The sequence below is a fragment of the Novosphingobium sp. TCA1 genome, assembly GCF_009811895.1.
Classification (GTDB): Bacteria; Pseudomonadota; Alphaproteobacteria; order Sphingomonadales; family Sphingomonadaceae; genus Novosphingobium; species Novosphingobium panipatense_A.
On the sequence record NZ_BLJH01000009.1, the window covers coordinates 137,970 to 155,141 of the forward strand.

The following is a 17,172-nucleotide window of genomic DNA, read 5'->3' on the forward strand; positions in this document are numbered from 1 at the left end:
AAGTCGGGGAGCCTTAGCGCACCCGCAGCGAAACCGCTTAACCCTGCCGCGATATGAGGCGCAGGCCGGGCATGGGCGGTCCCATTCGGAAACGATCGGCTTCCGCCGCCAGAGCGGCGATTTCCGAAGAAAGGTTGCGTGCGGCGGCCGAGGTTTCCTCGACCATGGCCGCGTTCTGCTGGGTGGCGTGATCCATTGCGCCCACGGCCGTGTTGATTTCACCGATGGCGGCGGCCTGGGCGTCGTTGTCGGCAGCGATCTGGCCCGCCAGCCGGGTCACTTCCTCGCCCGAGGATGAAATCACGCCGAATGCGGAATCCACCTTGTGAACCGCTTCCACGGCCGCCTCGATATCGGTCTGGGTGACGCCGAGCTGGTCGCGCGCACGCTTCGATTCCTCTTCCGCCCGCATGGCCAGCGCCGAGACGAGATCCGCCACGACCGCGAAACCGCGCCCCGCATCGCCCGCGCGGCCCGCCTCCACGGCGGCATTCATGGCCAGAACGCGGGTCTGGAAGGCGATCTTGTCGAGCCCCTCGATCACCCCGTCGATGCCCTTGGCACTGTCGCTTACGCGGTTCATCGCCTGGACGGCCGCGTCGGTACGCGCCCGGCCTTCCAGCACCGCGCCCATGGCCTGTTCGGACGTCGTCACCGAGCGGGTCGCCGCCTGGGCCGTGGCTTTGAGCCGCTCGTCGATCTGCTGGATCGCCGCCGCCGTCTGCTCCAGGCTGGCCGCATTGCCCTCGGTTCGCCGCGCCAGGTCTTCCGAGGCCTGTGCGATCTCGCGCGAACCCGTCAGGCTGTTCTGGGTGCTCGCCTTGACCGAGCCCAGCAGGCTGCGCAGGCTGGCCAGCGCCTCGTTGAAGCTGACCTTCAGCGCGGCATATTCGGCCGGATAGTCCTCGACGATGTCGGCCGTCAGATCGCCTTCGGCCAGGCTGCGGAAATTCTCCGCCATGCCCTGCACGATCAGCGCGCCGCGACGGCTTTCTTCGTTCGCGGCGATTTCGGCCTGGGCCGTGGCGCGAAACTGGAACATGGCCTGGGTCAGGCGTCCCACGCAGTCGCGGTATTCGGTGAATTCGATCGGGCTGTCGAGATCGCCCGCTGCCAGCCCCTCCATCCGCACCACCGTCGTAACGTAAGGCCCGGCGATAGCCTCCCGCCAGACCACCGCCAGCCCGAGCGCCAGCACGGTAGCCGCCAGCGCCACCCAGTGGCCGGCATCCTCCCCAACGAACAGACTGGCGGCGCCGGAAAGCGCCACGAGCGCAACGAAGCTGCCGAATGCGATCAGCAGTTTAAGACGAATTGGCGCATTGGCCTTGTACCATCCCATCGGATTTCCCCCACCCCTGAGCTGACCGACCCGGAGAGAGTTCTCTTCCGCGTCGAATATCCTTCAGGCATTATAGAAGAAACGGATGGGGCCACGCCTTATCTTGAAATTTATGTCCAATATTGGGGAATTTACATTTTGTAATCGATATTATTACAATCGATTTATGTTAGCTTATTTTCCCAAAACGATTGCAATGTTCATAAGTGAACCATGAAATTGCCATGTTTTTCAGAACAATAATCGCCAAGGGCAGAATTTTGCGAGAAGATCGCAACAATGTCGGCTAACATCGGCAGCGCGGCGGCCCTTCACGGCGCCTTTCCCCGGGGGCACGATTGAGGCTGCAAGCAGCGTAACAAACTTGCGCGTCTGCGCACGGATGCTAGGGCGTTATCCATATCGAGAGGATAAGACCAAGATGACCGCCGCGCCCAACGTCCCCGCCGCGCTTCCCAAGACGCTTTCGTGGCCCCATCTGCTGGCGCTGGGCGTCGGATCGATCGTCGGCACCGGCATCCTGACGCTGATCGGCGTCGGCGCCGACCGCGCGGGACCGGCCGTGCTGCTCTCCTTTGCCATTGCCGGCGCCATCTGCGCCTGCGCCGCGCTGGCCTATGCCGAACTGTCGACGATGATGCCCACCGCAGGCAGCGCCTACAGCTACAGCCACAAGGTGCTGGGCAACACCATCGGCTGGATCGTCGGCTGGAGCCTGATCCTCGAATATTCGCTGGTGGTCTCGACCGTCGCTGTGGGCTGGTCGGGCTATGCCGCGCCGCTACTGCACGGGCTGGGCTTTCCCAAGGCCCTGACCGAAGGCCCGGAGCTGGGCGGCATCGCCAATCTGCCCGCCATTTTCATCATCGCCGTCGTCGCCGGTCTGCTGGCCTTCGGCACGCGCGAAAGCGCGCGGGTGAACACCGTGCTGGTGGTCATCAAGATCCTCACCCTCAGCCTCTTCGTGGCAGTGGCCCTGCCCGCCTTCGACGCCGCCAACCTTTCGCCCTTCATGCCCTTCGGCTTCGGCAAGTCGATGAGCCCGGACGGCGTGGAGCGCGGCGTCATGGCGGCTGCGGCGATCATATTCTTCGCCTTCTACGGCTTCGACGCGATCTCCACCGCCGCCGAGGAGACCCGCAATCCGGGCCGCGACCTGGTGATCGGCATCATCGGCTCGCTGGCGATCTGCACGCTGGTCTACGTCCTCGTCGCCGCCGCCGCGATCGGCGCCATGCCTTTCGCGCGCTTTGCCGACAGCCCCGAGCCGCTGGCTCTGATCCTGCGCCAGATGAACCGCGAGGGCGTGGCCCATATCGTCGCCATAGCCGCCGTGATCGCGCTGCCCACCGTGCTGCTGGGCTTCCTCTACGGCCAGAGCCGCATCTTCCTCGCCATGGCCCGCGACGGCTTCCTGCCCGCCTCGATGGCAAAGCTTTCCACGCGCGGAACCCCGGTGCGGGTGACGACGATGACGGCGGTGATCGTGGCGGTACTGGCCGGGATCCTGCCGATTTCGGAGATCGCGGCGCTGGCCAATGCGGGCACCCTGATCGCCTTCGCGGCAGTCGGCACCTGTCTGATCGTCCTGCGCAAACGCGCGCCCGAGGCGCACCGTCCGTTCCGCGTGCCCGCCGGAATCGCGGTGGGCGTGGTGACGATCCTGGGCTGCCTCTACCTCTTCGCCAGCCTGCCGACCAAGACGCTGATCGCCTGCCTCTGCTGGAACGTGCTGGGCGCCGTACTTTACTTTGTTCGCGGCAGGCCTTCGACAAGCTCAGGCTGAGCGGGGGGGCAACCCCAACCCCGCCCAGCCTGAGCCTGTCGAAGGCCCCGGCACAACCGCGCGGTTGGCGCATCCCCGGCGGCGTGCTAGCCGGAAGCCATGCTGACCATCAGGCAGATCGAGATCTTCCGCGCGGTGATGATCACCAAGACGGTGAGCGGCGCCGCGCGCATGCTGGGTACGTCGCAACCCGGCCTCAGCCGCATGCTCGGGCACATGGAGGACAAGCTCCACTTCCGCCTGTTCGACCGCACGCGCGGCAGGCTGGTGCCGACGTCCGAAGCCCGCGTGCTGTTCGAGGAGATCGAGCAGATCTACAAGGGCTTCAGCGATCTCGAACACGTCGTGCGCCGTCTGGCCAAGGGAGAGGACCGCACCTTCCGGGTCGGCGCCTCGCCCTCGCTGGGGCATTCGGTGGTGCCGCAGATGCTTTCGCGGCTCACCGCCAACTACCCCGACCTCACCATCCAGTTCGACATCCTCTCCGTGGAGCAGGCGGACGACTGGCTGGCGCTCCAGCGCGGCGACTATGCGCTGACCGTCTTCCCGATCGACCATCCCAACGTGCTGTCCAGCCGCATCGGCAACGGCCGCATGGTCTGCGCCGTTCCCGCCGGACACCCCCTGGCCGAACGCGAGCGGATCACCGTGGCGGACCTCAAGGGCGCGCGTATCCAGTCGTTCCGGGAAGACACGCCCCACGGCCGGATCATCGCCCGCATGTATGCCGATGCGGGCGAGGAACTGGAAGTTTCCACCTACATCCGCTTCGCCGAAACCGCCGTGGCCTTCGTCGCGCAAGGCATGGGCATCGCGCTGGTCGACAGCTTCACCGCCATGCAGCCCCATGCCGATACCGTGCGCTTCCTGGAGTTCGAGTCGCCGGGCCTGCTGCCGGTCTACGTCAGCCGAAACCTGGACGTGGCCCGCACGCTGGTGGGCGAGACCTTCGAGGAGATCGCCCGCAACATCCTGATGAACCTGCCAAGAGTTATCGCCCATAACATAACGCTATAAGTCACAGTCCCGCAATGTCTGGCAATGCGCCCCCGGATCAAACACCGTCATCAAGCTCGCAAGGTTCTACAAGTCCCGGCACCGAGCGGCCGGGCGACGACAGGCTCGATGACAACAGGCGCGAGGCAAGCGCCGCTGAGGATGGGAAAGGCGTTACCATGGCCAGCTATTCCGCCGCCGGATCGGTATCCGTGCGCCCTTACGTGACGGTCGGCGAGTCCGCCTCGCAGAACGTCGACGGCTGGACCGCGCGGCAGGTGCTGGTGGTCGCCATCTGTTTCCTGCTGAACATGCTGGACGGCATGGACGTGCTCATCCTCTCCTACGTCGCCCCCGCCCTTTCCGCCGACTGGAAGGTCAGCCCCGAAAGCCTGGGCGTGGTCTTCAGTTCCAGCCTGGCCGGCATGGCCGCGGGCGGGCTGCTGATCGCGCCGCTGGCCGACAAGTTCGGCCGCCGCAAGCTGATCATCGCCTCGCTGGTGATGATGACGGCGGCCATGTTCGGATCGGCATTTGCCGGATCGATCGCCGAACTGATCGTCTCGCGCTTCGTGGTCGGCATCGGCATCGGCACGGTGCTGGCCAGCATGGCCGCGCTGACCGCCGAATATGCGCCGGCCAAACACCGCACTTTCGCGGTGGGCTTCCTCCAGGCCGGATACCCGGTCGGCGCGACGCTCACCGGCTTCATCGTCGCCCACCAGATCGACACCCACGGCTGGCAGGCCATGCTGCTCGGCGCGGCGACGCTCTGCCTGCTGGCACTGCCGCTGGTCTGGGCACTCCTGCCCGAATCCGTCGATTTCCTGCTGGCGCACCAGCCCAGGGGCGCGCTCGCCAAGGCCAATCGCCTGCTCGCCTCGCTCGGCCGCCCGACGCTGGCGGCCCTGCCCGAGCGCCGCACGGCCGAAGCCCATTCCATCGGCCTGCGGGGCGTACTGGGCGAAGGGCGGACCATGGGCACGATCCTGCTCTGGACCGCCACGATCTTCGGCTTCATGACGCTCTACTTCGTGATCAGCTGGATCCCCAAGCTCGCCGTCGAAGCGGGCCTGCCCTCGACCCAGGCGATCTACGCCGGAGCGGTCTACAATATCGGCGCCTTCATCGGCATCACCTCGATCGGCCTGATCGCCAGCCGTATCGACCTGCGCCGCCTGATCCTGCTCTACATGGTGCTGGCCGCCGTCGCCCTCGTCGTGTTCGGCGCGGTTTCCATGACGATCGCCGCAACCCTGCTGACCGCCTTCTTCATCGGCGCCTTCATCCAGGGCGGTTTCAACGGCTGCTATCCGCTCGCCACCAGCTTCTACCCGCCGCAAGTGCGCAGCACCGGCCTTGGCTGGGCCATGGGCGTGGGCCGCATCGGTGCCGTCATCGGCCCGATGCTGGGCGGCGTGCTGCTGGCCGAGAAGGTGCCGCTTTCGGCTATTTTCGCCATCTTCGCGGTGCCTGCCGTGCTGGCCGGCCTCGCCGTCACCCTGATACGCATGCCAGGCCAGCGTTGAGCCTGCCATAACCCCCAAGGACTAGACAATGACCACGCCCGCTGAGGCTCCCTCCCGCTCGTCTCTTCTCTGCGGCCTGATCGGCTCCGGCATCGGCGCATCGCGCAGCCCGGCCATGCATGAAACCGAAGCGAAGGCGCTCGGCCTGCCGTTGGTCTACCGCATTCTCGACAGCGAGGTGGTCGGCTTCGGCGCGGAAGATCTTGGCCCGTTCCTCATGACCATGGCCGCGCTGGGTTTCGACGGCACCAACGTCACCCACCCCTTCAAGCAGGCGGTCGTGCCGCTGATGGACGAGCTGTCGGATGCCGCCGCCCGGCTCGGCGCCGTCAACACCGTGCTGCTTCGGGAAGGACGGCTGATCGGCGACAATACCGACTGGTCCGGTTACCGCGCCAGCTTCCTCGCCGCGCTCGGCGTGCTCCCGCGTGCGCGGGTGGCGATGGTCGGCGCCGGCGGCGCGGCCTCGGCGGTGGGCTATGCCCATCTCGACATCGGCGCGGCCCGGCTGGCGATCTTCGACCCCGCCACCGAACGCGCCGAAGCGCTGGCGCAGCGTCTCGGCGCGCTGTTCCCCGAAGCCGAAGTGATCGCCGCAGGGTCGGCGGCGGAAGCGATCTCCGGCACGGACGGCGTGGTCCAGTGCTCGCCGGTGGGCATGGAAAGCCACCCCGGCCTGCCGTTCGATCCCGCACTGCTGACCCGCGACATGTGGGTTTCGGACGTGATCTACTTCCCGCTCGAAACGGAGCTTCTCAAGGCCGCCAGATCGATCGGCTGCGCGACGCTGGGCGGCGGCGGCATGGCGGTGATGCAGGCCGCGCACGCTTTCGCACGCTTCACCGGACGTGAGCCCGACGTGGCACGCATGCTCGCGGACTTCGCGGCAGCCAGCGCAGCGGCCAGCCCCACCCGCGACACCGCGATCTGACGATCAGGTGAAAGCGAGCGAACCCCTGCGGCTTGCGAAGCGCCAGACCCGGTCGCTTTCCAGCACCAGCCTGTCGTCGAAGTCGCCGATCAGGACGGTCTCGCCCCTTTCGCCGCTATAAAGCACGACATAGCTGCGGGCGCGCGCCTCGGTTTCGCTCAGGAAATCGACGACGACGTTCGCCATGACGTGCCGGGTACGCCGCGCCGGGCGATCGCGAAAGAAGGCGCGGATCGCCTCGCGCCCCTCGACCGGCCGGTCCGGCTCGGTGGGCCGCGCGAATGTGCCGTCCTGCGTGAACATCTCCGCCAGGGCATCATGGTCATGCGCATCGTTCGCTTGCGCGAAACGATAGATCTGCGCCGCGATCGCCTGCTCGGCCATGGCCCGCGCCAGCACGTCGCCCGGCGTATTTCCCGGCTCCCGAGCAGACGGCATCTGCATCCAGTCCCGCAGGGCGGCGGTTACCGCCTCGGGACTTTCCATGGGCGCCATGTGCCCGCTATCCGCGAAGACCACATAGCGCGAACCCGGCACGGCGGCGGCGATCTCCTCGTGCTGGGACGGCGGACTCCAGCGATCCTCCTCGCCCACGCCGACCAGCAGCGGGCAACGGACGGCGGACAGCGCGGCGCGGGCATCGGGACGGCCGAGCAGCGCCGCGATATGGTTGCGGTGGATCGCCGGGTTCATGCGCTCCACCATGGCGCGCAATGCCCGGTCCAGGGCCGCGTCCTGTGTTAGCCGCCCTTCCTTCACCATCGGCGGCAGCCATGCCTCGGCCAGGGCGCCCATCCCCTCTTCCTCGCCCAGCCGGATCAGGGCCTGTCGGCGCTCCGCCTCCCCGTCGCGAAGGCCGTGAATGCCGGTATCGAACAGGGCCAGCCGGTCCACCCGCTCCGGCGCCGCGCGCACGACCTCCAGCGCCACGCGTGCGCCCATCGAATGACCTGCCAGCGAGAACCGGGCAGGCGCGATGTCGAGGACATGCCGCGCCATGGCCGTGATGGAATCGAAGGCGCGAAGATCGGCGACCAGCACCGCGTGGTCCGGTTCCAGCCCGCGAACCTGATGTTCCCACACCGCCGCGTCGCACAGCAGGCCGGGCACCAGGATGATCGTTTGTCGCACGGGCTTTTCCTTTCGCTGCTCGCTTTCCCGACCGGGGTAGCGAGCAGCGGCAAGGCCTGTCCTATTCAATTGGCGGGCCGCGATATGCCGATCCGGCATGACAGGGCTATCGGAAATGGTGATAGCGGGCGCGGCGGAAAGCATACGCCCTATCCGGCCCGCCATGCGTAACCTCTCCAGTGCCGCCCCAAGGTGGTGACAAAAGAGCAACGACCCGCACAGCAGGCGGAGAGGACGCATCCCATGACCCCGGCCCGTGGCCTGTTCCCGCAGATGACGGCGGCCTGTGCGCTGCTGTCTCTGGCTACCCCTGTCTTCGCCGCGCCCGTTCCGGCCGCATCCGCAAGCGCCGCATCCGACATGAGTGCCGCCATCGTGGTCGACCAGCCGCTGCCGCCCCCACCGGTGGAGATCGGCGCGCCGCCGCCGGTGCCGCCGCCCGCCTCGCCGCCCATTCCCGAGCCCGTCCCCGGCGGCCGTCCGGCCACACCGCTCACCCCCCAGAGCCTGCGCTGGACCGAGGACTGGTCGCCGCTTGCCGATCCGGCCAGGCGCACTTCACCGCTGGAAGTGCTGCGCTATCTCCCGCTCGGCAGCGACCCGGATGTCTATCTCTCCATCGGCGGCGAGGCGCGCTACAACTATACCTACTGGAGCGCGCTCAACCTCGGCGCCAAGGGCAAGGACAAGCTCTCCGCCCTCCAGCAGCGGCTGCGGCTCGTGGCGGATCTCCATCTCGGCCAATATGTCCGCGCCTTCTTCGAACTGGGCGACAACCGCGAGTTCTTCGAGGACTTCGCGACCCCGCCCAACCGGGACAAGCTGGATATCAACCAGGCCTTCATCGACGTGACCCTGCCGCTGGGTGAGACGACCAGCCTGACCTTGCGCCCCGGTCGCTTCGAGATGCCGATCGGCAACGGCAAGCTCGTCGGCCTGCGCGACGGCGTGAACGTGCGCTACGTCTACCAGGGCGTGCGCGGCACGCTGATCGAAAAGGGCAAGTTCCGGCTCGATGCCTTCGCAGTGAAGCCCGTCACGTTCGAACCCGGCACTTTCGACGACGGCCCCGAGGACGGGCGCCATTTCAACGGCGTCTACTTCGCCACCGCGCCGGGCCTGGTCGTGCCCAATCTCGCGGTCGACCTCTACTGGTACGATCTCTACCGCGAGAATGCGCGCTATACCACGCTGACCGGCACCGAAAGCCGCCGAAGCTGGGGCCTGCGCCTGTCAGGCCGGGCGAGCGGGTTCGACTACGACGCCGAGGGCACCTATCAGACCGGCAGCTTCGCCGGGCAGGAGATCAAGGCCTGGGGCATGCTGCTGGAAGGCGGCTATACGTTTGCCCAGGCGCCCCTGAAACCGCGCATCGGCGGCCGCTTCAACTGGTTCAGCGGCGATGACGACCCTAACGACGGCAAGATCGGCACTTTCGCCCCGCCCTTCCCGCGCACCCCGCTCTATAGCGATGCGGGCTGGCTCAACATGTCGAACATGATCGACATCACGCCCACCCTGACACTGAAACCGTCGAAGAAGCTGACAGTCGTGACCGGCCCGGAATGGTTCTGGCGCGATACCGCCGCCGACGCGGTCTATGCCGGGCCGACCAACTTCCCGCTGCTGCGCCCCACCGACGGCAAGCGCTTCGTCGGCACCGGCCTCAATTTTCAGATGGACTACCTCGCGACGAAGAACCTCAGCTTCCACCTCTACTTCACGCACTTCATCGCCAGCGATTCCCTGCAATCGGGCGGTGGGCGCAATTCGGACTACTTCGGTTTCTGGACGGACTTCCGGTTCTGAGAAGAGTCTGTTTGAAAATCCGCCGCAGGCGGATTTTTGCGGCACCGGCGAGTCTTTGTTGAGTACGCCTTCGACATCCATCGAAGGCTTACGGCACCGGCCCACACCCCCACCCGACCTCCCACGAGTGTATCCTGATGGGAGGTCGGGTGGGGGTGTGGGCCGGTGCCGCAAAAAATGCCCGGATGGGCATTTTTCAAACGGAGTGAACCTAATCCCGCAGCGGCAGCTCCACGATGTCGCTCTCTTCAAGACGGGCGACCTCGCGCTCCAGCTCGGCGAGCAGCAGCTTGCCCGCATCGCCGAGATTGCCGCGATGGATGATCCCGGCAGGACGCGCGGCGGCGGGGATTACCACCGGCAGGATGCGCAGCATGTCCCGCGCCAGGTCTCCCGCCACCAGCACGCGCGGCACCGCGCTGACGAAATTGCCGGAAAGCAGCAGTTCGCGCATGAAGCCGACCGAAGTGGACTGCACCGCGGCATCGGTGGAGAGGCCGATCTGGCGCAGGATTTCCCGCACGTCCCGCTCCATCAGCGTGCTGACGGCAGGCAGGACGAGGCTGAAGCGCTGGACTTCGGCAACCGAGATCGCGGGCATCGCGAAAAGCGGATGGTCGCTGCGCGCGACCAGGGAAATCGGCTCGTTGTAGAGGACCCGCCGTTCCAGTCCGTCGGACTGGGCCGGGGGATAGAGGCGCCCCACGATCACGTCGATCTCGCCCGACAGCAGCGAGGGGATCATCTGGTCGGTCCTGCCCTCCACCACCGAGATCGAGAGGTTCGCCGTGCGGCTTCCCGCATTGGCGAGCACCGCAGGCAGAAGGCCGTGCGCCGCCACCGGCAAGGCCCCGACGCGAATGGTCCGCTGCTGTCCGTCGGACAGGCGGTCCAGTTCGGTTTCGAGATCGCGGATGGTCGAAAGCAGCTTGCGCGCCGTGGCGGTGAGCACCTTGCCGGTCGCATTGGGGCGCACGCCGCGCGGGTGGCGCTCGAAGATCTCGGCCCCGATGATCTCCTCGACTTCCTGCAAGGTGCGCGAGAGCGCGGGCTGGCTGACCCGCAAGGCGCGCGACGCGCGGAGCAGGCTCTTGTGCTGCTCCAGCGCGTCGATCACCCTGAGGTGCCGGATCTTCAGCCGCTGTTCGAGGTAATGGGCCAAGGCTTGCGTATTCTCCTCAGGCGGCCGGTCCGCCGCTCATGCCGTTTCCCTTAACGCCGCTTCGCCTCCCCCAAAAGCAAAAGCGCCGTCGCCGCGCCAGGCCGGGTCGATCGTCACGCAGCCGCCCGCCACGCGTGAGACGCAGGCGCACATCTGCCGGTTCTCGCGGTGCTGCCGCGCCGAAAGGAAGACGTCGCGGTGATCGACAACCCCTTCGGCCTCGACGATGTCCACGGCGCAGAGACCGCATTCGCCGCGGCGGCATTCGAAGACCACTTCCACGCCCGCCGCTTCCAGCGCGTCGAGCATGGATTCGTTCTCGCGCACCACGACTTCGGCGCCGAGGCGCGGGACCTTGACCGTGAAGGCCTCGGCGCGGTGGCTGCCGCTCGATCCGAAGGTTTCGTAGCGCAGCTTCGCGCGGGGGCGACCGGCCGCTTCCCAGGCCTGCCGCACCGCTTCCATCAGGCCCAGCGGCCCGCACATGTAGAGTTCGCCGTCCGGCGGCAGGCGGTCGATCTCGGCGGCGAGGTCCAGCGCCGTCTCCCCGTCCGACGGGTACAGCGTTAGCCGCTCGCCCAGCAGGTCTTCCAGTTCGCGGCGATAGGCGAATTCCTCGGATGAGCGCGCCGCATAGACCATGCGCAGCGCAGCGCCGCGCGCCGCCAGTTGCCGTGCCATGGCCACCATCGGGGTGATGCCGACGCCGCCCGCCAGCAGCAGGTAATGCGGCGCGCCGTAGGTCAAGGGAAAGTCGCAGCGCGGCGCATCGACGGCCAGGGTGTCTCCCACCGTCAGCCCCCACATGAAGGCCGAGCCGCCCCGGCTTTCCGGCTGAAGCTTGACGGCGATGCGCAGTACCGCGCCGTCGGTTTCGACCACCGAATAGGAACGATGGTCCTGCCGGTCGCCCAGATCGACGCGAACGCGCAGATGGCTGCCGGGCGGGCAGGCGCGAATGTTGTCCATCGCCAGCGTGAATTCGCGGATCGTCGGCGTCACGTCGCGGATCGCCGCGACCCGCGCCTCGGTCCAATGGGCGTTCAGTGCAGCGCCCGCCGCTTTTGCCGACGCGCTCATTCCGCTGCCTCCGCCAGATAGGGTTCTTCCTCGGCCGCGATCATCCGGTCGATCGCCCGACGCGCCCACATGGAGCCCGCGTCGATGTTGAGGTTGTAGAAGACGTGGTCGGGATGCTCGTCGATGGCTACTTGCTGTGCCTCGATCACCGTCTCGTCCTCGACCATGATGCCGCCGCCAGCATTGAGCACGCGGCGGGTATGGCCCTGATCGCCTATGTTGTAATTGCGCAGGTGCGCCCAGAAGTAATAGCAGGTCTTGTCCGTCGAGGGCGTGGGCAGGTGCAGCACCCGCATATCGACGCCCTGCGAACGATCGCCTTCCGGCGCGCCGGTTCCGGCCGGGGCCACGCCGACTTCGAGGTAGATCACCGAGGGCGCAAGGAAATTGATGATCTGCCAGCGATCGGTCTTGCCCGGCTTGCCGAGTTGCCCCGCCCAGAACGGGGGCGCTTCCTCGTTTAGCACCCAGCGTTCGACGCGCGCGGTGCGCTCGCCGTGGAAGGCATCGAAGGGCGCCTCGGCCAGGGCCTCGTTGCCGATGCTGGAGGCATGGACGAACGTCTCGTGGGTAAGGTCCATGAGGTTGTCGATGACCAGGCGGTAGTCCGCCTTCACTTCGGTCATGCTGCCGTCGCCTGCCCATTCCGCATGGTCGGGCCAGGGCAGGTCCGGGATCAGCGCCGGATCGGCCAGCGCCGCGTCACCCGGCCAGACCCAGACGAAGCGGTGGCGCTGGACGACCGGGAACGACTTCACGCAGGCCGAGGGGTTGATCGTCTCCTGCGAGGGCATGTGGGTGCAGCGCCCGTTGGGGCCGAACACCAGCCCGTGATAGCCGCAGCGCACGTCGTCACCCTGAAGCGATCCGATCGAGAGCGGCACCAGCCGGTGCCAGCAGGCATCCTCCAGTGCTACCGGCGTCCCGTCCTGCTTGCGGTAGAGCACCATCTTGCGATTGCAGATCGTGCGCGAAAGCAGGCTGCGGCCCACTTCGGCATCCCACGCGGCGACGTACCACGCATTCATCGGGAATGTGCGTTGCTTCATGTTCTCTTCTCCCAAGATCCCGGCCATCAGCGTGCGTGCGGCACGGCCCGGGTCTGCATGAATTCCTCGAGGCTCTCTCCGCGCATGATCGCGTAGACTTCGAGATTGGTCTTGCGCACCACCCGCGCCCACTTTTCGAGGACGAAGAAGTTCACCCCTGATTGGACGATGCCCAGCCAGTCGCGCGCGCGGACAAGGGCCTTTTCCTCATCGTCCAGCCCGGCGGAGGCCATTGCCGCTTCCTCGTCCTGCCAGAAGGCCTCGCGGGCTTCCGGGCGGATCATGTTCCAGAAGAAGCGGTTGAAGGCGAGGCGGCGATTGCAGGTGCGTAGGTCGAACACGTAAGTGCCTTCCGGCATGCCCAGCGTCTGGGGATTCTGCGTGAACATGGCTCAGGCCACCTCCTGCTCGCGCATCGGCGCGGCAAGATCGCCGGCAACGCGCTCCTCGTAAGTGACGACCGTCATCGCGGTGGTGGTCATCAGGTAATAGTTGCGGTGAACCTCATCGAGCTGCGGCCCCAGCGCCCCGCGCATCGCCAGCCACATGATCTGCTCGACGCTCTCGGCGCCGCCCAGCCGCACATAGTCGGCATGGCTGAGCCTGGTCAGCCGCTCGGGGTCGTCGCGCAGCAGTTCCAGGAATTCGAGGTCCCACTCGGTATTGTTGAAGCCGGTCCGTTCGCCATGAATCTGGTGCGATAGTCCGCCGGTTCCGACCACGACCACGCTCAGGTCCTCGGGATAGCTTTCCACCGCACGCCGCACCGCCTGCCCCAGCCGGTAGCAGCGCCGCGCGGTGGGGAGCGGATATTGCAGGACGTTGATGGCGATCGGCACGACCGTGCCCGGCCAGTCCGGCTCATGCGGCCAGAGCAGCGGCAGGGGCGAGGCGATGCCGTGGTCGATCGGCTTGTTCTGGAAGAACGCCAGGTCGAACTCCTCGTTCACCAGCGCCTCGCCGATATGGGCCTGGAAATCCACGTCGCCGCGAATGTCGGGAAGACCGCGCAGCCCCGCGCCTTCGTCCGCGACCGGGAAGCGCGCGCCCACGCCCAGCGCGAAGGTGGGATAGAGATCGAAGAACAGCGTCGTCGCGTGGTCGTTGTAGAAGAACAGCAGAACGTCCGGCTGCTTTTCCGCGAGCCAGCTGGCGACCGGCTTGTAGCCTTCGAACAGAGGCGCCCAGACCGGGTCTTCCTGCCGCCCCTTGTCATAGGCGACGCCGATCGTGGGTACGTGCGAGGTGCCGATGCCGCCGATGATCCTTGCCATGGTATGTCCTTTTGAAGAGCGTTCAGTACCCGCGCGCCTGCTGCGCGGCGGCGCGTTCGAAGATGGAGCGGCGCATCAGCAGTCCGGGTTTGTCCGGCGCGAAGTTGAGGTCGAACTGCGGCTCCGCATCGGCGTTCACCGTCTCGGAAATCCATTCGAGAGCATCGACGTCTTCCAGATAGGCCTGCTCCGAAGCGCTGCGCAGGAACTCGTCCGCCGCTTCGTCGTCCAGCCGCCGGTCGCGCGAGTTGAACCACCAGTAATGGAGGGAATTCTGCGTCTCGGGCGTGATGAGATGGGTGATGTTGAAACGGTAGACTTCTGCCTTGCCGGAGGGATCCTCGTTGTCGGTCACGCTGGCATAGGCGGTGTGCAGCGCCGGGGAGACGAAGCGGGCCTCGGAAAACCGGTCGACGCGGCGCTCCATCAGGCCCATCGGCACGCCGTAGATGCCCGGAGGCGGCGCATTCTTCAGCGACCGGTAGATGACGATGACATCGCCCTCCTGTCGCACATCCAGCTTGGAGCGCGCGAATTCGGGCGTGCCGACGGTGCCGGGATGAAGGAAGGGGAAATGCGTCTGGTCCAGCAGGTTCTCGTGCATGGCCACGTAGTCCGACTTCATGTGGAAGCTGCCGCGCACGCTTTTCCAACCGGGACTGGCCAGCCACGACGTGTCCGGGATCAGGCTCTCGTCGGCATGGTCGGGATCGCCCATCCAAATCCACACCAGCGGGCCGCGCTCTGCGGTGGGAAAGGCGCGGACATTGGCATTGGTCGGCACGATCGGCATCGAGGGCATGTTCACGCAGCGCCCCGAGGGATCGAACTGCATGCCGTGATAGCCGCAGACCAGCACGTCCCCGTCGAGACGCCCTTTCGCCAGCGGGAAGGAGCGGTGCGGGCAGCGGTTGCGCACGGCCACGGGCTCTCCCGCCAAAGTGCGGTAAAGCGCCACGTCCACGCCCAGCAGGCGGCGGGCAAGGATGTCGCGGGTGATCTCGTCAGAGAAGCCGGCGACATACCAGCAATCGCGCACCAGCGGCGTGTTCTGGTCGGCAAAGCGTCCCATCTCCAGAGGGGAGGGCGTGGCGGCAATGGCGGTAATCGAATTCATGTGATGTCTCCCAATCACGCGTCGAGGACGAGCGTGCCGCCGCGCAGGCGCGACACGCAGATGCACAGCGTGTCTCCGGCGGCGCGCTCTTCTTCGCTCAGGTAGGAATCGCGGTGGTCGATGCGCTCGCCGCCCTCCAGTACGGGCAGCGGGCAGAGGCCGCATTCGCCGCGCCTGCAATCGGCAAGGGCGTCGATCCCGGCCACGGTCAGCGCATCGAGAATGCTGGTATCGCGCCCGACGCCCAGGGTCCGGCCCGAACGGCGCAGCTCGACTTCGAAAGGCACGTCGTCCGGCGAAGGTCCGGCCGTGAAGCGCTCCGAACGAACGCGGCCCTCCTGCCAGCCGAGATCCCCGGCCGCCGCATGGACGGCGTCGATCATCGCCGCCGGGCCGCAGACGTAGACGGTGGTGTCGTCGCTCTGGCGCAGCAGCAGTTCGCGAATGTCGAGGTGGCGCGCGGCGGCCTCTCCGCTGACATGGAGGCGTCCCGAGGCGCCCGCCAGCCGGGCGACGTCATCGGCATAGGCCATCTGCTCCGCGGCGCGCCCGGTGTAGATCAGCTCGAACGGGCGCTTGCGCCGCACCAGGCTGCGCAGCATGGAGTAGATCGGCGTGATGCCGATACCCCCCGCGATCAGCAGGCTGCGGCTGTCGCGCAAGTCGAGCGGAAAGTTGTTGCGCGGCCGGGATACCTTGAGCCGCGTGCCGACCGCGAAGGTATCGTGGATATGGGCAGAACCGCGCTGCCGGTCCTCCCGCTGCACGGCGATGCGGTAGCGATCCGGTGCATCGTCCTCCAGCCCTTCGCCGCCGACCAGCGAGTAATGCCGCACGACAGGGCCGCTGAGCGGCGAGACCGTGTGCAGTTCGACATGGGCGCCGGGCGCCGGACGCGGGAGCGGCGCGCCGTCCACGGCGGCGAGGGCATATTCGCGAATGCGCGGCGTCAGCTGGCGGATTCCTGCCACCGCCACATCGATCAACTGGCCTTTCACCCGACCTCTCCTTTGTCTGGGCAATGCGACGATTGCCACCGCGATCTCTGTCGCGATTCGATAATCAGAGATTCACATTGTATCCATTAATTGTCAATACGCCCGAATAAAGGCCTGTTTTCGGCCTTTATGGATCCATTATACCAGACAATGAATCCAAAGATGCTGCCGCAGCCTCTTGGCCATGCGAGGCTTGCTGTTGTAGGTTGCCCCCGATGTTGACCGATGCGACCCAGACCGTTCGCGGCAGACCCTCCGCCCTTACCCGCCTGCGCGAGATGATCCTGCGCGGCATGCTCCAGCCGGGCGAGCGGCTGCTGGAAGTGGAGCTGGCCGAGCGCCTCGACATGTCGAGAACCCCGATCCGGCAGGCCCTGCCCGCGCTCGCGCTGGAAGGGCTGGTCGTTCCCGCTGGCGGGCGCGGCTATGCCGTGCGCGCCTTCACGCGGGCGGAAAGCCTGGACGCCCTGCACTTGCGCGCCATGCTGGAAGGCTATGCCGCGCGCAGCATCGTGCTGGCCGGAAAGGGCCGCGACGTGGCGGACCGGCTCGCCGTGCTGCTGGCCGAGGGCGACGCGCTGCTCTCCGCCGCCGCCCTGTCGGACACGCTTGAGGAAAAGTACGGCGTGCTCAACGAACGCTTCCATGACGTGGTCGTGGAAGGCGCGGGCAACAGCCTGCTCAAGGACCTGATCGGCCGCTGCAACGTGGTTCCCTTCACCTCGCCCAAGGTCATCGCCTTCGAGGAAACCGAAGAGGAGGAGATCCTGGAACTGATGCGCTTCGCACACCGCCAGCACCACGCCATCGTCAATGCCTTTCGCGCCGGGGACGCGCTGCGCGTGGAGATGCTGTTCCGCGAACATGCCACGACGCAGGAAAGCAGCATGGCGATGGGAGAGACGCTACGCCGCGCGCTATAACGGTAGCGACATAGCTCGCACCGACAATGCGATAGGCCTCTGGCG

At 66.7% G+C, this 17,172-nt stretch carries 15 protein-coding genes; 6 read left to right on the forward strand and 9 right to left on the reverse strand.

What is annotated here, in order from left to right:
* Positions 1-37: 37 nt before the first annotated feature.
* On the reverse strand, positions 38-1,342 hold the full coding sequence (locus tag NTCA1_RS12900; protein WP_159830833.1) for a methyl-accepting chemotaxis protein: 1,305 nt from the start codon (positions 1,340-1,342) through the stop codon (positions 38-40).
* 421 nt (positions 1,343-1,763) lie between these two features.
* On the opposite strand from NTCA1_RS12900, the gene NTCA1_RS12905 reads away from it, so the two are divergent.
* The 4 genes from NTCA1_RS12905 (at position 1,764) to NTCA1_RS12920 (ending at position 6,584) form a co-directional block, all read left to right on the forward strand.
* Positions 1,764-3,128: an amino acid permease gene (locus NTCA1_RS12905; protein ID WP_086493092.1), complete on the forward strand. Its 1,365-nt coding sequence runs from the start codon at positions 1,764-1,766 to the stop codon at positions 3,126-3,128.
* Positions 3,129-3,227: 99 nt separating this feature from the next.
* Positions 3,228-4,145, forward strand: a complete 918-nt coding sequence (locus NTCA1_RS12910; protein ID WP_086493093.1) for a LysR family transcriptional regulator — start codon at positions 3,228-3,230, stop codon at positions 4,143-4,145.
* Positions 4,146-4,303: 158 nt separating this feature from the next.
* The gene (locus tag NTCA1_RS12915; RefSeq protein WP_159830834.1) at positions 4,304-5,653 is read left to right on the forward strand and encodes an MFS transporter; all 1,350 of its coding nucleotides are present in this window, start codon (positions 4,304-4,306) and stop codon (positions 5,651-5,653) included.
* A 28-nt stretch (positions 5,654-5,681) separates the two neighbouring features.
* Positions 5,682-6,584 (forward strand): shikimate dehydrogenase, encoded by a 903-nt coding sequence (locus NTCA1_RS12920; RefSeq protein WP_086493095.1) that lies wholly within the window; start codon positions 5,682-5,684, stop codon positions 6,582-6,584.
* A gap of 3 nt (positions 6,585-6,587) precedes the next feature.
* Here the strand turns inward: NTCA1_RS12920 and NTCA1_RS12925 are convergent, their stop codons facing one another.
* Positions 6,588-7,715 carry an alpha/beta fold hydrolase gene (locus NTCA1_RS12925; protein WP_236549292.1) on the reverse strand — a complete coding sequence of 376 codons (1,128 nt, stop codon included), beginning with the start codon at positions 7,713-7,715 and terminating at the stop codon, positions 6,588-6,590.
* 243 nt (positions 7,716-7,958) lie between these two features.
* Here NTCA1_RS12925 and NTCA1_RS12930 point away from each other — a divergent pair, with 243 nt between their 5' ends.
* Entirely contained in the window at positions 7,959-9,524 is a 1,566-nt protein-coding gene (locus tag NTCA1_RS12930) for an alginate export family protein (RefSeq protein ID WP_086493097.1), read from the forward strand.
* Positions 9,525-9,735: 211 nt separating this feature from the next.
* Here NTCA1_RS12930 and NTCA1_RS12935 read toward each other — a convergent pair whose 3' ends face one another.
* Genes NTCA1_RS12935 through NTCA1_RS12965 form a run of 7 tightly spaced genes read right to left on the reverse strand, consistent with a single transcriptional unit; the run spans position 9,736 to position 16,204 of the window.
* Positions 9,736-10,686 (reverse strand): LysR substrate-binding domain-containing protein, encoded by a 951-nt coding sequence (locus tag NTCA1_RS12935; protein WP_159830836.1) that lies wholly within the window; start codon positions 10,684-10,686, stop codon positions 9,736-9,738.
* 36 nt (positions 10,687-10,722) lie between these two features.
* Positions 10,723-11,766, reverse strand: a complete 1,044-nt coding sequence (locus NTCA1_RS12940) for a PDR/VanB family oxidoreductase (protein WP_159830837.1) — start codon at positions 11,764-11,766, stop codon at positions 10,723-10,725.
* On the reverse strand, positions 11,763-12,815 hold the full coding sequence (locus NTCA1_RS12945) for an aromatic ring-hydroxylating dioxygenase subunit alpha (RefSeq protein WP_159830838.1): 1,053 nt from the start codon (positions 12,813-12,815) through the stop codon (positions 11,763-11,765). Before NTCA1_RS12945 ends, NTCA1_RS12940 begins: the two co-directional genes overlap by 4 nt.
* 26 nt (positions 12,816-12,841) lie before the next feature.
* On the reverse strand, positions 12,842-13,204 hold the full coding sequence (locus tag NTCA1_RS12950; RefSeq protein ID WP_086493100.1) for a protocatechuate 3,4-dioxygenase: 363 nt from the start codon (positions 13,202-13,204) through the stop codon (positions 12,842-12,844).
* 3 nt (positions 13,205-13,207) lie between these two features.
* On the reverse strand, positions 13,208-14,089 hold the full coding sequence (locus tag NTCA1_RS12955) for a gallate dioxygenase (RefSeq protein ID WP_159830839.1): 882 nt from the start codon (positions 14,087-14,089) through the stop codon (positions 13,208-13,210).
* A gap of 22 nt (positions 14,090-14,111) precedes the next feature.
* Positions 14,112-15,206 (reverse strand): aromatic ring-hydroxylating dioxygenase subunit alpha, encoded by a 1,095-nt coding sequence (locus tag NTCA1_RS12960; protein ID WP_159830840.1) that lies wholly within the window; start codon positions 15,204-15,206, stop codon positions 14,112-14,114.
* A 14-nt stretch (positions 15,207-15,220) separates the two neighbouring features.
* Positions 15,221-16,204 (reverse strand): PDR/VanB family oxidoreductase, encoded by a 984-nt coding sequence (locus NTCA1_RS12965; protein WP_159830841.1) that lies wholly within the window; start codon positions 16,202-16,204, stop codon positions 15,221-15,223.
* 215 nt (positions 16,205-16,419) lie between these two features.
* On the opposite strand from NTCA1_RS12965, the gene NTCA1_RS12970 reads away from it, so the two are divergent.
* On the forward strand, positions 16,420-17,127 hold the full coding sequence (locus tag NTCA1_RS12970) for a GntR family transcriptional regulator (RefSeq protein ID WP_086493104.1): 708 nt from the start codon (positions 16,420-16,422) through the stop codon (positions 17,125-17,127).
* Positions 17,128-17,172 lie beyond the last annotated feature (45 nt).

Bases quoted from the DNA above. Each gene is read 5' to 3' on its own strand.
- NTCA1_RS12905 (WP_086493092.1), top strand. From the start codon at position 1,764: ATGACCGCCGCGCCCAACGTCCCCGCCGCGCTTCCCAAGACGCTTTCG.
- NTCA1_RS12940 (WP_159830837.1), bottom strand. From the start codon at position 11,766: ATGAGCGCGTCGGCAAAAGCGGCGGGCGCTGCACTGAACGCCCATTGG.
- NTCA1_RS12960 (WP_159830840.1), bottom strand. From the start codon at position 15,206: ATGAATTCGATTACCGCCATTGCCGCCACGCCCTCCCCTCTGGAGATG.
- NTCA1_RS12930 (WP_086493097.1), top strand. From the start codon at position 7,959: ATGACCCCGGCCCGTGGCCTGTTCCCGCAGATGACGGCGGCCTGTGCG.
- NTCA1_RS12900 (WP_159830833.1), bottom strand. From the start codon at position 1,342: ATGGGATGGTACAAGGCCAATGCGCCAATTCGTCTTAAACTGCTGATC.
- NTCA1_RS12915 (WP_159830834.1), top strand. From the start codon at position 4,304: ATGGCCAGCTATTCCGCCGCCGGATCGGTATCCGTGCGCCCTTACGTG.
- NTCA1_RS12945 (WP_159830838.1), bottom strand. From the start codon at position 12,815: ATGAAGCAACGCACATTCCCGATGAATGCGTGGTACGTCGCCGCGTGG.
- NTCA1_RS12955 (WP_159830839.1), bottom strand. From the start codon at position 14,089: ATGGCAAGGATCATCGGCGGCATCGGCACCTCGCACGTACCCACGATC.
- NTCA1_RS12950 (WP_086493100.1), bottom strand. From the start codon at position 13,204: ATGTTCACGCAGAATCCCCAGACGCTGGGCATGCCGGAAGGCACTTAC.
- NTCA1_RS12920 (WP_086493095.1), top strand. From the start codon at position 5,682: ATGACCACGCCCGCTGAGGCTCCCTCCCGCTCGTCTCTTCTCTGCGGC.
- NTCA1_RS12970 (WP_086493104.1), top strand. From the start codon at position 16,420: ATGTTGACCGATGCGACCCAGACCGTTCGCGGCAGACCCTCCGCCCTT.
- NTCA1_RS12910 (WP_086493093.1), top strand. From the start codon at position 3,228: ATGCTGACCATCAGGCAGATCGAGATCTTCCGCGCGGTGATGATCACC.